General features: G+C 71.1%; 17 protein-coding genes. 9 read left to right on the plus strand and 8 right to left on the minus strand.

All coding sequences use genetic code 11. The annotated features are described in order from the left end of the window. Position 1: 1 nt before the first annotated feature. On the plus strand, positions 2-646 hold the full coding sequence (locus tag ACQ0O7_RS09710; protein WP_430781532.1) for an ABC transporter ATP-binding protein: 645 nt from the start codon (positions 2-4) through the stop codon (positions 644-646). Between the two features lie 52 nt (positions 647-698). Here ACQ0O7_RS09710 and ACQ0O7_RS09715 read toward each other — a convergent pair whose 3' ends face one another. Then, on the minus strand, positions 699-1,106 hold the full coding sequence (locus ACQ0O7_RS09715) for a cold-shock protein (RefSeq protein ID WP_430781534.1): 408 nt from the start codon (positions 1,104-1,106) through the stop codon (positions 699-701). A gap of 83 nt (positions 1,107-1,189) precedes the next feature. Then, entirely contained in the window at positions 1,190-2,545 is a 1,356-nt protein-coding gene (locus ACQ0O7_RS09720) for a phenylacetate--CoA ligase family protein (RefSeq protein ID WP_430781535.1), read from the minus strand. Positions 2,546-2,759: 214 nt separating this feature from the next. Between ACQ0O7_RS09720 and ACQ0O7_RS09725 the strand changes: the two genes are divergently transcribed. The 3 genes from ACQ0O7_RS09725 to ACQ0O7_RS09735 all read left to right on the plus strand — a co-directional run bounded on the left by ACQ0O7_RS09725 (position 2,760) and on the right by ACQ0O7_RS09735 (position 4,177). Continuing rightward, the gene (locus ACQ0O7_RS09725) at positions 2,760-3,056 is read left to right on the plus strand and encodes a metalloregulator ArsR/SmtB family transcription factor (protein ID WP_430781537.1); all 297 of its coding nucleotides are present in this window, start codon (positions 2,760-2,762) and stop codon (positions 3,054-3,056) included. Beyond that, positions 3,056-3,442 (plus strand): VOC family protein, encoded by a 387-nt coding sequence (locus ACQ0O7_RS09730; RefSeq protein WP_430781623.1) that lies wholly within the window; start codon positions 3,056-3,058, stop codon positions 3,440-3,442. The genes ACQ0O7_RS09725 and ACQ0O7_RS09730 overlap by 1 nt, the downstream gene beginning before the upstream one ends. 102 nt (positions 3,443-3,544) lie before the next feature. After that, positions 3,545-4,177: a superoxide dismutase family protein gene (locus ACQ0O7_RS09735; RefSeq protein ID WP_430781538.1), complete on the plus strand. Its 633-nt coding sequence runs from the start codon at positions 3,545-3,547 to the stop codon at positions 4,175-4,177. 52 nt (positions 4,178-4,229) lie between these two features. On the opposite strand, the gene ACQ0O7_RS09740 is transcribed toward ACQ0O7_RS09735, so the two are convergent. The 4 genes from ACQ0O7_RS09740 to ACQ0O7_RS09755 form a co-directional block, all read right to left on the minus strand. Continuing rightward, the gene (locus ACQ0O7_RS09740) at positions 4,230-5,222 is read right to left on the minus strand and encodes an ATP-binding protein (protein ID WP_430781539.1); all 993 of its coding nucleotides are present in this window, start codon (positions 5,220-5,222) and stop codon (positions 4,230-4,232) included. 66 nt (positions 5,223-5,288) lie between these two features. After that, positions 5,289-6,284, minus strand: coding sequence for an MEDS domain-containing protein (locus tag ACQ0O7_RS09745; RefSeq protein ID WP_430781541.1), 996 nt, complete (start codon positions 6,282-6,284; stop codon positions 5,289-5,291). Beyond that, entirely contained in the window at positions 6,284-6,634 is a 351-nt protein-coding gene (locus tag ACQ0O7_RS09750; protein ID WP_430781543.1) for an STAS domain-containing protein, read from the minus strand. The genes ACQ0O7_RS09745 and ACQ0O7_RS09750 overlap by 1 nt, the downstream gene beginning before the upstream one ends. Before the next feature lie 94 nt (positions 6,635-6,728). Next, positions 6,729-7,460: an STAS domain-containing protein gene (locus tag ACQ0O7_RS09755; RefSeq protein WP_430781544.1), complete on the minus strand. Its 732-nt coding sequence runs from the start codon at positions 7,458-7,460 to the stop codon at positions 6,729-6,731. Positions 7,461-7,642: 182 nt separating this feature from the next. On the opposite strand from ACQ0O7_RS09755, the gene ACQ0O7_RS09760 reads away from it, so the two are divergent. Further along, a complete protein-coding gene (locus ACQ0O7_RS09760; RefSeq protein ID WP_430781546.1) occupies positions 7,643-7,978 on the plus strand; it encodes an STAS domain-containing protein in 336 nt (111 codons plus the stop codon). Between the two features lie 91 nt (positions 7,979-8,069). Beyond that, the gene (locus ACQ0O7_RS09765; protein ID WP_430781547.1) at positions 8,070-8,594 is read left to right on the plus strand and encodes a hypothetical protein; all 525 of its coding nucleotides are present in this window, start codon (positions 8,070-8,072) and stop codon (positions 8,592-8,594) included. A 464-nt stretch (positions 8,595-9,058) separates the two neighbouring features. Here ACQ0O7_RS09765 and ACQ0O7_RS09770 read toward each other — a convergent pair whose 3' ends face one another. Beyond that, complete coding sequence (locus tag ACQ0O7_RS09770) at positions 9,059-10,024, minus strand: LacI family DNA-binding transcriptional regulator (protein ID WP_430781548.1); 966 nt, start codon at positions 10,022-10,024, stop codon at positions 9,059-9,061. Between the two features lie 82 nt (positions 10,025-10,106). Beyond that, positions 10,107-10,937 (minus strand): alpha/beta fold hydrolase, encoded by an 831-nt coding sequence (locus ACQ0O7_RS09775; protein WP_430781550.1) that lies wholly within the window; start codon positions 10,935-10,937, stop codon positions 10,107-10,109. A gap of 65 nt (positions 10,938-11,002) precedes the next feature. On the opposite strand from ACQ0O7_RS09775, the gene ACQ0O7_RS09780 reads away from it, so the two are divergent. The 3 genes from ACQ0O7_RS09780 (at position 11,003) to ACQ0O7_RS09790 (ending at position 12,423) form a co-directional block, all read left to right on the plus strand. Continuing rightward, positions 11,003-11,479 (plus strand): MarR family winged helix-turn-helix transcriptional regulator, encoded by a 477-nt coding sequence (locus ACQ0O7_RS09780; protein ID WP_430781551.1) that lies wholly within the window; start codon positions 11,003-11,005, stop codon positions 11,477-11,479. Continuing rightward, positions 11,476-11,922: a MarR family winged helix-turn-helix transcriptional regulator gene (locus ACQ0O7_RS09785; protein ID WP_430781553.1), complete on the plus strand. Its 447-nt coding sequence runs from the start codon at positions 11,476-11,478 to the stop codon at positions 11,920-11,922. Before ACQ0O7_RS09780 ends, ACQ0O7_RS09785 begins: the two co-directional genes overlap by 4 nt. A 99-nt stretch (positions 11,923-12,021) precedes the next feature. Next, positions 12,022-12,423, plus strand: coding sequence for a hypothetical protein (locus ACQ0O7_RS09790; RefSeq protein ID WP_430781554.1), 402 nt, complete (start codon positions 12,022-12,024; stop codon positions 12,421-12,423). The last annotated feature ends 54 nt before the right edge of the window (positions 12,424-12,477 follow it).

Raw genomic sequence — 12,477 nt, forward strand, 5'->3', positions numbered from 1 at the left:
GATGGACACCGGCGTCGAACTCCTGGACGTCCACAAACGCTACGGTGACCGGCCGATCCTGACCGGATTCAGCCTCCGGGCCGAACCCGGGGAGATGCTCGCACTCACCGGGCCGAGCGGGTCCGGAAAATCCACCATCCTCAACATGATCGGGCTCCTGGAATCGCCGGACGCCGGTGAGATCCGGCTGCTCGGCGACAGGGCGCCCCGGCCGTACAGCCGCGCCGCCAACCGGCTCCGGCGGCGGCACCTGGGTTACCTGTTCCAGAACTTCGCCCTGATCGACGACGAATCCGTCGCGGGCAACCTCGAGGTCGCGTTGACGGATTCCCGCGGCCGCGGCTCGAAGAGCCGGACCATCGCGGCCGCCCTCGATCAGGTCGGGCTGACCGGATCGGAGAAACGGAAGATCTACTCGCTGTCCGGCGGTGAACAGCAGCGAGTCGCCGTGGCACGGCTGCTGATCAAGCCCTGCGACATCGTCCTCGCCGACGAACCGGCCGGCTCGCTGGACGACGACAACCGTGACGTGATCATGGTTCTGCTCAGCGAACTCAACAAAGAGGGCCGCACCGTCATCCTCGCCACCCACGACGACCACGTCGCCGCCGGATGCGCGCGGACGATACGGCTCGGCACCGGATGACGAAAGCCGGGCACCGGCACCGGTGAACCGGTGCCGGTGCCTCCGGCGGCCGTCAGTCGTCGACCCAGCCGTGGGCTCGGGCCATCGTGCTCAGCGCGCGCCGGGCCTCCACGATCTGCGCACCGGTCATCGTCGGCACGTTGGTCAACAGCAGCTCGGTGATCGTGGCCTCGAACTGGCCGGTGGTGAGCACGTCGTACTCGCCGTCCTCCAGCGAGGCCGGCGGGTCGACCGGCTCGGTGACGACACCCCCACCCTTGGCCTCCAGCCGCACGCTCGCCACCTTGAGCCCTCGGTCGGAGTGCACCACCTCGTAGCTGACCTTCATCCCCACGGTGACCTGATGCCGCTGGTCACCGAAATCGTTGGCGTGCACGAAAACGTCGTCGCCGCCACGCTGGGGTGCGATGAAACCGTACCCACGGACATCGTCGAATCTGACTATCGTTCCTTTTTCCACAACCGCCCACTCACCAGAAGAACCCACACTCACGGCAGGTGCCGACGGTACGAGCGTAGGACCATCGTTGTACCGGCCGGTGGTCAGGCCGAGTGGACGGACCGGAACTTGCCGCCGGGCGAGCGTTCCGGCGGCCGCGGATCGCGCTCGATCACCACCCCGGTCAGCCCGTGCCCGTCGAGCAAGGCCCGGACCTGCTCGTGCACCCGCTCCCACACCCCGTCCCCGTCCGCGCCCGGTTCGGTGAGCAGCCGGACGGCCAGGCGCTGCGGGGACTCCCGGACGATCTGGAACAACCGGACCCCGGGCGTACGGTCGGCCAGCGTCCCCAGCGCCAGCGGCGGCAACTCCACCGTCACCCCGGACGGCCCGGAGAACGACAGCACGTCGGCGGTGCGCCCCGACACCCGGATCGCCGGTAAGCGGTTTCCGCACTCACACGGCTCGGGCCGGACGGTGACGCTGTCGCCCAGGTCGTACCGGATGATCGGCTGAACCCGGTTGGCCAGGTTGGTGAGCAGCACGGTGTGCGACGGCTGCCCCGCCGGCACCGGACGGTACGCCTCGTCGACCGGCTCCAGGATCGCCCAGTCCGCGTTGACGTGCAGCCAGTCCCGGTCGCAGCCGTGCGCCAGGCCCATGAACTCCGAGCACCCGTACTGGTCGCGCAACCGGCCCGAGAACACGGCCCGGATGTCGTCGCGCTCGGTCCCGGAGAGCGTTTCCGCCGAGGTGATGACCAGCAACGGATCGATGTGCAGGCGCCCGGCCCGCTGTTCCCGGGCCAGCAGCGCGACCGCACTGGCGTACCCGTTGAGGATCGTCGGCTGGAAGTCGTTGACCTGTTCGACCAGGTCGTCCAGCGGGGTGTGGACCGAGAGGATGCGGATGGCGCGCTGCCGGAGAGGGCGTTGGCGGATCAGGCGGCGGGCGGTGGCGTACCCGGCGAAGTGGCCTCCGGTCGCCCACACCGCGGCGACCCGGTTGCCGCGCCGCAGCATCGACAGGTAGTCGCCGCCGGTGAGCCACGATCCGCTGGCGCGGGCCACGGTGATCGCCGACAGCACCGTGTGCATCGACGCGTCCTGCACGAAGATCCCCCGGACCCCGCTGGTCCCGGACGTGGTGACCACCTGGTAGCGGTCGTGCAGCAGAGCACCGGCCCGGTCCGGGTCGGCGACGAACTCCCGCACCCCGGCCAGGGTCACCGCCCGGTCGGTGCACCAGTCGTCGTACCGCTCCATCAGTTCCGCCTTGGTGGTGACCGGCAGTGACTCCAGGTCGCCGGTCCGGCCCCGGTACAGGTCGCGGTAGAACGGCGAGGCGGATCGCGCGTACCCGATGATCTCGTGGAGTCGTTCCCGCTGCCGCTCGGCGACCCCGCCGCGCCGGCGGACCCGGCGCAGATCCCACAGCACCGGCAGCAACCGGTCAGCCATTTCCCCTCCGACGACGTGCGTAGGCGTAGGCGACCGCGCCGAGCAACGGCCCCCAGAACAGTAACGGCAGGCAGCAGACTCCTGGCACCGCGGCGTGCAACGCCGCCGGAAACACCGAAGACATAGGCCGCAGTCTCTGCCCTGCCCGCTGAGATCAGGCTGAGAACAGCTGAGGACCTTGACAGGCAAGTGACGGCTTGCCTATAAAGTTCACATGCCCGACGAGCCCGTGCTGTTCAAGGCGCTCGACGACGCGACCCGCCGCATCATCCTGGACGAGTTGACCGAGCGGGACGGTCAGACGCTGTTCGAGATCTGCACCCGGCTGACCATGCGACACGGTCTGACATCCACGCGGCAGGCCATCTCGCAGCATCTCGCCGTCCTCGAACAGGCCGGCCTGGTGCACACCCGGCGCCAGGGCCGGTTCAAATTCCATCACCTCGACACGAGCCCACTGCGCACGATCAGCGAGCGCTGGCCGCGACAGCGAGAGGAACCACCACCATGATCAGCGTCAAGCTCACCAGCGTCTGGGTCGACGACCAGGCCAAGGCCCTGGCGTTCTACACCGAGAAGCTGGGGTTCATCAAGAAGACCGACATCCCCACCGGCGAGGCCCGCTGGCTGACCGTGGTCTCCCCCGCCGACCCGGACGGGATCGAGCTGCTGCTGGAGCCGGCCGGCCACCCGGCGACCAAGCCGCTCAAGGACGCCCTGGTCGCCGACGGCATCCCGTTCACCCAGTTCGCGGTCGACGACATGGACGCCGAGGTGGCCCGGCTCAAGGGACTGGGCGTGGCGTTCACCCAGGATCCGGTCGACTACGGCCCGGTGGTCACCGCGGTCCTCGACGACACCTGCGGCAACCTGATCCAGCTGGCCGCGATGAAGTGATCGGCTGACCCCGTTCGCGGCACATCCGGGCCGGGTTCGGTTTGCACGGATTCTGCGGGGTATGCCGGTATCCGATGGGCCACTCGACGACAGGAGACCGCCATGCGTCACCGTACCGGCCTACTCGTGACCGCCGCCCTGCTGCTACCGGCTTCGCTGCTCACCGGATGCGCCGAGGACATCGACGAGCCGACGGTGGTGCCGACGTCGTCGGCGACAGTCGCCGGCCAGGGTGCGATCAGTGAGCAGGACATCGCCACAGGCATCTTCACGCCGTACGCGGAAGGGATCGTCGCCGTGACCTACGACCCGGAACTGGCGCCCGCCGGGTCGACGGCCACCGTCACGGTCCTGCCGGCCGCCGACAGCACATCGGTGCGGCTGTCGGTGAGCGGATTCCCGGCGAACCGTGCCTACGGCGCCCACCTGCACGTCAAACCGTGTGGTCCCGCCGGTGACGCGGCCGGCCCGCACTACCAGCATCAGGCCGACCCGGCGGCGCAGGCCTCACCGCCGTCGGTCGACCCCGACTACGCCAACCCGCGTAACGAGGTGTGGCTGGACTTCACCACCGGCCCGGCCGGCAACGCCACCGCCGCCAGCGATCTGGCGTGGAGGTTCGACCCGGCGCGTACCCCCAAGTCGTTGATCATTCACGCGCAGACCACCAAGACCGGCCCGGGTGAGGCCGGCGCGGCGGGCGCCCGGATCGCCTGCCTCACTCTGCCCGGCTGACGATCGAGCAGTCACCGGCTGAGAACGCCGCGCGCCCACCGGGCACGTCCGGTCACGATCGGCGTTGATGAGTGCGCTCGGCGGCCAGGCCGGCGCGGGTGCGCGCGGTCTCGGCACGGGCGACCGCGCCGAAGTGCTGCCGGTTGCGTTCGGCGGAGACGGCGGTGGCGGCCCGGACGGTGAAGACGCGGCCGGCGCGCCACATGTCGATGTCGTCGCAGAGCTGCCGGGCCAGCCACAGCCCGGCGCCGGAGCGCCGTGATCCGGGATTCGGGCGGTACCCGGCCACCGGGTCCGGCACGCCGGGGCCGTGGTCGGTGACCCGGCATTCGACCCGGTCGCCGGTGACCCACATCCGCAGTCCCAGCGGTGGGGCCCCGTGCAGGTGACCGTTGGTGACCAGTTCGTTGACGGCGGCGACGAAGTCGGTACGGACCAGCGTCGGCAGTCCCGCCAGGTGTGCGGCGATCTCGCGCCGGACGGCCCCGAGCTCGGTGATGGTCGAGAATCCGGTCATCTCCAGCACCGGCGCGTGCAAGGGTTCCGGCCCCGGCCGGCAGGGGGTGAGTTCACGCAGTACCGACACCGGCTCGGCATGGTCCGGATTGAGTTGCCGGCCGTACCGCGTAAGCAGTTCGGGGTGGGTGTTGATCAGGTTCTTGAGCAGTGGCTCCGGGGTGTTCTCCGGATAGGCGCAGATGAGGTCGGCATGGTCGCCGGGACCGGCGAGATCGCAGGCCGCCTCGCATCGGGCGGCCCGGATCCAGTCCCGCCCGGTGGTGCCCGGACGGGGTTCGGCGACGATCGTCATCGGCCCGGCGTCCGGCGGGCGGGCGAGTCGCCGGTAGAGCGCGAGCGCCGCGGCGGGGCGGGTGTGGATGTCGGGCCGTTCGATGTGCACGGTGTCGCGGCCGGCGAACACCACGTCCCGGTTCTCCGGACGGCAGGCCACGACGACGCGGTGGCCGGCCGGTGGCCGGGCTGCGGCCAGCTGTTCGCCGAGGTCGTGGGCATCGCGGTAGAGCAGGAGCAGGTGACCGCTCATGGGTGGCCTCCGGCGAGGTGGGCCAGGCGGCTGCGCGCTGTCCGACGGCCGGACACCGATCCGCCGTCATGAGCCGCCCGGGTCGCGGTGGGTCAGGGCGTGGGGGAAGTACATCCGTACGGCGGTGTTTCCGGTGACCGTCCGGGTGAGCACGATGTCGGCGAACTGCCGGGCTATCCACAGCCCGGCCCCGGTGGCCGGCCGGGCGGGCGCGCGATAACCGGCATCCGGCGGAATGGCACGGCCACCACGGTCGTCGACCTGGACCACCAGCGTGCTGCCGTGCTGCCAGCCGCGCAGCCGCACCGGTGGCGCCCCGTGCTGGAAGCCGTTGGTCAGGACCTCGTTGGTGGCGGCGACCACCTGAGCGGTCGCCGCCGGGGCGAACCCGTGATCGGTGGCCCATCCGGCGACCGATTCCCGGCCCCGGCCGACGTCGGCCATCACCGACAGGGTGCTGTCGATGTCGATGTCGGCGGGTGTGGCCGGCATCGTGACATCGGCGCGGCCGGCCAGGTAGTCCTGAGCGGGCACGAACGCGCTGTTGTGCCGCTTGCCCCGGTCGGTGAGTTCGTGATCGTGGATGCTGCGGACGTTCTCGATGACCAGGGTGGGATGCCGGCGGCTGTCCCACAGGCAGATCACCGGGCATCCGTACTCGGCGAAGGCGTCGTTGCACGCCGACTCGTACGACAGGTAGGCCGCGACCCGGTCGACGGGCGCGTCCAGATCGGTCGGGATGTCCGGTTCGGCGATCACGCGCACACTGCGGCCCTGTGCGTGCTGCTGCCGCAGGAAGCGGCGGAACGCCTCGTACGCGAATCCCAGCCGCTGGTAGAAGGCACCCGCCTCACCCCAGGTCAGCGCCAGGGCGTCGGCGCCCAACAGGGTACGGAGGACCCGTTCGGTACCGGGGCTCACCACGATCATGACGGGCTCGCCGTCGCTGACATGGCGGCGCAGCACGGGCATCAGGAGCCGGTCGAGACTGTCGTCGGAGTCGACGATGAGAGCGGTGTGCTCGAATCGTCCCCGCGTCGGCCGGCCGGCGGGTGCGCTCATCACCAGGTCCCGTCAGGTTCGGGATGACGGTCGAGCACCAGGCCGGGCAACTCGGCCGTCTCGCACAGGTCCAGGATCAGCCAGACCGGGGCGGAGCAGCGCACCCGGACGATGGCGTCCGCCGCCCGGGCCGCCACCGCGACCGCTTCGAGCAGGTGCAACCCGGCCGCGCTGAAGAAGGTCACCCGGCTGAAATCCACCAGCGTGACCGCACCGGTGATGATCGCCGCGCACAGCCGCTCGGTGATCGTGCCGGCGTTGGCCTGGTCGATCGCGCCGTCCACGGTGATCTCGCCGTCCGCCCAGACCAGCTCACAGCCGTCGAGCGTCTCCGAGCGTCTGACATGCATGTGGGCCACCGGCAGGGTCAACCTCGCGGGTACGTACATCGGCTCCGCCAGTCTGCCACTCCGGCGCCCGGCCGCAACCGGAAGCCGCACCGGTTCACCTGGCCGGGCGGGACAGCGTCGCCCACACCACCTTTCCGTCGAAGGTGGTGTGGCTCCCCCACCGTACGGCGAGCGCGTCGACGAGCAGCAGGCCACGCGGCGCGTCGGGATCGCCGGTGGCGGTCACGGGCGGCTTCGGCTCGACGGTGGAGCCGTCCCGGACCGCGATCAGCAGATAGCGGCGACTGAGCGTCAGCCGCAAGGTCATCATGGTGCGCGCGTGCTGCGCCGCGTTCGTCACGAGTTCCCCGGCGATGACCACGGCCGGCTCCGTCAGATACGGCAGATCCCATCGGGCGCACGCGGCGGTCACCACCTCGCGGGCCCGGCTCGCGGACCCCACCGCCGGTAGCAGCATGTCGCTGACCACCGGCATCCGCTGGCGGGGGCCGGCCGCCAGCGCCGCCTCCACCGAGCCGAACACCGCCGGCCGGCCCTCACCCGAGACGACGATCAACTCGGCGATCTCAGGCGTGGGCGCGGCGAACAGCAGCGGGATGCCCGGCCAGATCACGGCCTGCCGGCTGACCGCCCGGAACACCGACAGCGCCCGGGGCTCGGCGACCCGCATCCCAGCCACGTCGATCACGATCGAGTCGGGCTGCTCGACCAGGCATTTGGTCAGCGCCGCACGCACCCGCGGCGCCGACACCATGGACAACTCGCCGGTGACGCGCACCAGCAGGTGTGTGCCGATCGGCTCGACGTCACAGCGGATCGCGGTCACCCGGCCATTGTCACTCGCCGGGAACCGGCCGCGGGTCCGGCCACCGTGACCCGGAACTCCGGTGACGCGCGCACCCGAGTGATTTCTGCTCGGCCACGCCTGCCGGCACGTGCCGGGAGGATAGGGTCGGAACTCGGCGCCGCGCACCGGCCGCTCCACGGAAAACCCGAACGGGGGAACACGTGATCCGTCCGTTCTCCATCGAGAAACAGCAGGGCTGCGGGGGCGTCGTGCGTCTCGCGGTGACCGGCGAACTCGACGAGGATGTCAGCGACACCCTTTCCGCGATCATCGCCAACGCCGCCGGGCAGCCCGGGGTGACCCAGCTGAACATCGACCTCGCGCAGGTGTCGTTCGTCGCCGCGGCCGGCGTCCGTTCCCTGCTGCGGGGCGCCGTCGAGGCCCGCCGCCTCGGGCGGGGCTATCGCCTGATCAACACCAGTACAGCGGTCGAGCGGGTGCTGCGCATCTCCGGCGCGGCCGCCCTGATCAGCGTGGCGGAACCGGTCCGGTCGTGACCTCCCGCCCACGCGGTGTCCGGCGCTCGCGGATCCGGCCGCCCGCTGGCATCCTCCGGAGCACCGGCACACGCGAGGACGGTGGACGGCGTTGACGACAGTGGGGCGGCTGGCGGACCGGGCCGTGGAGCTCGGCATCGACGTGGTGGCCGGGCCGGGGAAGGACGAACTGCGCGATCAGCCGTTGTCCTACTACGGCCACGACCCCGCCGGTGCGCTGCTCGACATGATGGAGGCGTGGGGCGCCGGGGTGCGGGTCCACCCGGAGGTCGACAGTCTTCTGTCCGGCTACCGCGACCTGTTCGACCGGTTCACGGCCGCCAGCGGTGGCACGGTGACGATCGGCGACGTGGAACTCCTCGACCATGCCGGCGGTGAGCGCATCCGGATGCTGGTCAACGGCGACGAACTGGTGTGGCACCTGGAGCATCGGTCGGACCGGTACCTCGACACGCTGATGGTCTCCGAGATCGCCGGGCGGCTCCGACCGCGCGACGACACGGACCCACGGGTCTTCGTCGAGGTCGTGGACGACGGCGACGGGTCGGGGTTCGTCTTCGCCGATCCGGCGGCCCTGTCGATCCTGCTCGGGGAACTCGGCATCGAGCGCGCCTGACCGGCGGGTCGTCACACCCGATGCCGGCCGCTCGCCCTGAGGGCATGGAGCACGCTTTCATCGCCACACCGGTCGGGGCGTTCTCGACGGCGGACGAAATGACCGAGGGGATCGATCTGAGCGGGCGGCGGGCCGTCGTCACCGGCGGGGCGTCGGGCGTCGGCGTGGAGAGCGCTCGCCCGCCGGGGCGCTGCCGTCCCCCTGGCGGTGCGCGACGTCGAGCGGGGCAGGGCGGTGGCTGCCGAGATCGCCGCTGACACCGGGAACCGTTCGGTAGCCGTACGACAATTGGATTCGACTGATTCTGATTCGGCTTCGCGACCAGCCATCTCGGGCATCTCGCCCCCGCCGAGATCGCCGCCGCGTGCCGTCGTGCCCAGGGGTTCGGGAGATCATGCCCGATCCGGAGACGGACGCGATGCTTGCCGCCACGATCCGGGGCCCAGCGGACCGCGGTTAGATCCTCAGGTGGTCTCGCCCGGGATCAGCCGGAGGGCCGGCTGGGTGGGAGCGGTGACCGGGGGTGACGGGGCCGGGGCCTGGAGCGCGTCGGCGAGCAGGCGGGCGGTGGTGCCGAGCAGGTGGCTGCTGTCCACCCGGATCGTGGTGAGCCGTGGGGTGATCAGCTGGCCGACCGGGGTGTGGTCGACGCCTGCCACGGTCACCTCTGCCGGGACGGTGCGGCCGTGGGTTCGGGCGGCGGACAGCACGGCGATCGCCACCTCGTCGTTGTAGCAGCCGATGGCGAGGGGCGTACCGGCGGCGAAGTGGGGTTGTAATGCCACGGCCGCGCCCGCCGGGTCGAGGGGGACGGCGACCAGGTCGGGTGCGGGCAGGCCGCGGTCGGCGGCTTCGGCGGCCATGCCGGCGTAGCGGTCCGGGCCGAAGATGTCGGACCGGGTGTCGAGCAGGGCCGCGTAGAGCAGGGTGCGCGGGCCGCGGGCCAGGACGGCGACGGTGAGCAGGCGGCCGGCGTCCTGGTTGAGGCGGGTGGACGCGGCGTCGATCAGAGCGACGCCGGCGGTGCGCAGGGTGTCGCGGTCCGCGGCCGGCAGGGTGTCCCAGTCGAGGACGGCGGCGGGGCGCAGGTCGAGCAGGGCCTCGACGGTGCCGGTGAGGTCGGGGCCGGCGAGGCGGACGACGACTTTGAGGCCGATGGTGGCGACCTCGGCGCTGAGCCGGTCGATGGCGTCCTGCAGGTTGGTGCCGAACGTGGTGTAGGGGATGAGCGCCACCACCAGGTCGCTTCGCCCGCGGACGAGGGCGCGGCCGGCCGGTGACGGACGGTAGTGGAGTTCTTCGACGGCGCGGCGGACCTTCTCGTGGGTGGCGGCGGTGAAGCGCTGGCCGCGGCCGTTGAGGATGTGGCTGACGGTGGCCCGGGAGACGCCGGCGAGGCGGGCCACGTCGGCGCTGGTCGCTTCGGTCACCTGACGATTCTCGCACGCCTGGTTGACACGTGATACCCACTGCTCAGGAGGACCCCGATGCCGTCCCCTGCCGGGTGACCGGTCAGGCGAAGAAGTGCCGGAGCGCCGCCGCGACGATCTCCGGCCGGCCGGCGTTCCACGGGCCGGAGTGGTCAAGGCCGGTGAACTCGATGTGCTCCGCCCGGGGCAGCACCCGAACCAGGTCACGGATGGCGGCACGCAGGAAGGCGGGACTTCCCGTGCCGCTGAGCAACAGCACCGGCTTGCCGACGGACGCCAGGCTCGGCATCCGGCCGTCCATGCCGCCGACGACATGGAAGTCGTAACGGATGCCGGGGAGCATGTCGCGCAGTTTCGGGGCTGGGTTCTTCGCCCGCGCGTCGGCGGCGAGCAGGGCGGCGGCGAGCAGCCGGGCCACCGGCTCCGGGAGCAGGCGCAGTGGGGCGGGGCCGACTCCGGTGGTGCGCAGCGCGGTGACCAGGGCCCCGGCCGGGCGGCCCCGGTCGAGGTGGGTGCCGATACGCCGGATGCTGTCGTGGTCGATGCCGTCGGGGTAGAAGGGCGGCCCGTACACCGCGGCCCGGGTGATCCGCGGCAGCGTGCGGGCCGCCTCCAGGGTGATCATCGCGCCGGAGCTGAGGCCGAACACCCGGTCCGCGCCGGTTGCGGCGAGCAGTGCGTCGAGGTCCTCGACGTCGCGGGCGATGTGGTGGCCACCGTCGTACGGCCGAGGGCTCATCCCCCGGCCGCGCCGGTCGGGAAGGTAGACGGTGAAGTCGGCCGCCAGCGCCTCGGCGAGATCGGTGAAGTGGTGGGCGGTGCCCATCGCGCCCTGCACGAGCACCAGGCCCGGCCCGGTGCCGCGGCGCAGGTAGCCGATCCGGGTGCCGTCCCGGGAGCTGACTTCGTTCATGGGTTCAGCTTTGCAGGAAAGTAGCTTTCTCGGAAAGTTACTTTGCGGCATGATAGGTTTGCCGGGTGGACATCGACCCCCGGCAGATCGACCCCCGGCAACAGGTGCTCGCGCGGGTGCGGGACCTCTCCGCCGTGCACAGTGAGATGGGTAGGTCGTTTGCCCGTGACCAGCAGATGCACGACACCGATGCGCTGGCCGTCGTGTCGATCGTCGCCGCGGAGAAGAACGGGCGGCCACTCACACCCGCGCGGCTGGCCGAGCGGATCAGCCTCACCACCGGAGCCACGTCGATCCTGCTGAACCGTCTGGAGAAGGCCGGGCATGTGATCCGCACCCGGGAGAGCAGTGATCGGCGGATGGTCACGCTGCGGGCCACACCCGGGGTCCGGGAGGCCGCGGCCGGCTATTTCGAGCCGCTGGCCGCGCGGATGGTCGCCGCCCTCGGTGACTACTCCCCCGCCGACCTGGAGTTGATCGACACCGCACTGAGCAGGCTGCATGCGGTCATGCGCGAATACACCGAAGGAGAAAGATCATGAACACCGCCGATCCGTACGCGTCCGAGCAGGCGCTGTCCGCTCAGCCCGTCGGGTACTGGGCCGGGGCGGTGCACAAGGCCGTCGTCGGCAGGTTGCGTGACGCCATGGCCGGGATCGACGTGACGCAGCCGCAGTGGTGGGTGCTGACCCGGGTGGATGCCGGGGACTTCACCCGCGATCAGGTGGCCGCCCAGCTGGCGGAGGTCGCCGACGGCCCGTCCGAGGTGCCGCGGGCGATCGCCCAGCTCGAACATCGGGACTGGATCGCGGCTGACGACAACGGTCGTCTGCGCATGACCGATGCCGGCCGCGCCGCCCAGGGCCGGATCCGGGTGCTGGTGGGCGATCTGCGGACCCGGATCCACGAGGGGATCTCCGACGAGGAGTACGTCGTCGCCCTGAAGGTCATGCGCCGGATGATCGCCAACGCCTCCGCCACATAGAACGTTCTTTCCTCCATCCTCCTCCGGCGCGAACACCCGGCACCGATCGTCGGCCGGCCCCCAGCGTCCACGATTGACGCCGGCCGCTTTCATGGAGTGATGGCGGAGAATGAGGCACTCACGACGGCGGTTCAGCGGCTCGCATGGGATCTGGCCCGACAGCAGCCCACCGGCCACCACGCGATGGAGGCCGACTCCCCCTGGGAGCCCGGCCTGTCCCCGCAGCAGCGCCGGTCCGCCTGGCTGGCCACACTGTCGGCGCTGACGGCGATCCAGGCCGAGGCCGCACGCCTGACCGAGGCAGCCGAGACCCAGGCCGTCGAGTTCGGGGCCGGCGACGAGGACCTCGCCCGGGCGGCCGGCGCACTCCGGCGCAGACGCCGCTCGCGCTTCACCGCCCTGTTCAGCCCGGCCCGCCGACGAGGACTCGACGACCTGGGCACCCTGTCCGCGCACGGCCGGGCGATGAGCGACCGCATCGACAACCCACCTCAGGCGTGACGGCGACTCTTTGCGTTCAGTCGATACTCATTGCAACGTTCTTCGAGAACGTTG

The organism is Actinoplanes sp. G11-F43, assembly GCF_050589265.1.
Taxonomy (GTDB): Bacteria; Actinomycetota; Actinomycetes; order Mycobacteriales; family Micromonosporaceae; genus Actinoplanes.

Bases quoted from the DNA above. Each gene is read 5' to 3' on its own strand.
- ACQ0O7_RS09790 (WP_430781554.1), top strand. From the start codon at position 12,022: ATGGCGGAGAATGAGGCACTCACGACGGCGGTTCAGCGGCTCGCATGG.
- ACQ0O7_RS09740 (WP_430781539.1), bottom strand. From the start codon at position 5,222: ATGAGCGGTCACCTGCTCCTGCTCTACCGCGATGCCCACGACCTCGGC.
- ACQ0O7_RS09710 (WP_430781532.1), top strand. From the start codon at position 2: ATGGACACCGGCGTCGAACTCCTGGACGTCCACAAACGCTACGGTGAC.
- ACQ0O7_RS09725 (WP_430781537.1), top strand. From the start codon at position 2,760: ATGCCCGACGAGCCCGTGCTGTTCAAGGCGCTCGACGACGCGACCCGC.
- ACQ0O7_RS09775 (WP_430781550.1), bottom strand. From the start codon at position 10,937: ATGAACGAAGTCAGCTCCCGGGACGGCACCCGGATCGGCTACCTGCGC.
- ACQ0O7_RS09735 (WP_430781538.1), top strand. From the start codon at position 3,545: ATGCGTCACCGTACCGGCCTACTCGTGACCGCCGCCCTGCTGCTACCG.
- ACQ0O7_RS09720 (WP_430781535.1), bottom strand. From the start codon at position 2,545: ATGGCTGACCGGTTGCTGCCGGTGCTGTGGGATCTGCGCCGGGTCCGC.
- ACQ0O7_RS09750 (WP_430781543.1), bottom strand. From the start codon at position 6,634: ATGCATGTCAGACGCTCGGAGACGCTCGACGGCTGTGAGCTGGTCTGG.
- ACQ0O7_RS09785 (WP_430781553.1), top strand. From the start codon at position 11,476: ATGAACACCGCCGATCCGTACGCGTCCGAGCAGGCGCTGTCCGCTCAG.
- ACQ0O7_RS09745 (WP_430781541.1), bottom strand. From the start codon at position 6,284: ATGAGCGCACCCGCCGGCCGGCCGACGCGGGGACGATTCGAGCACACC.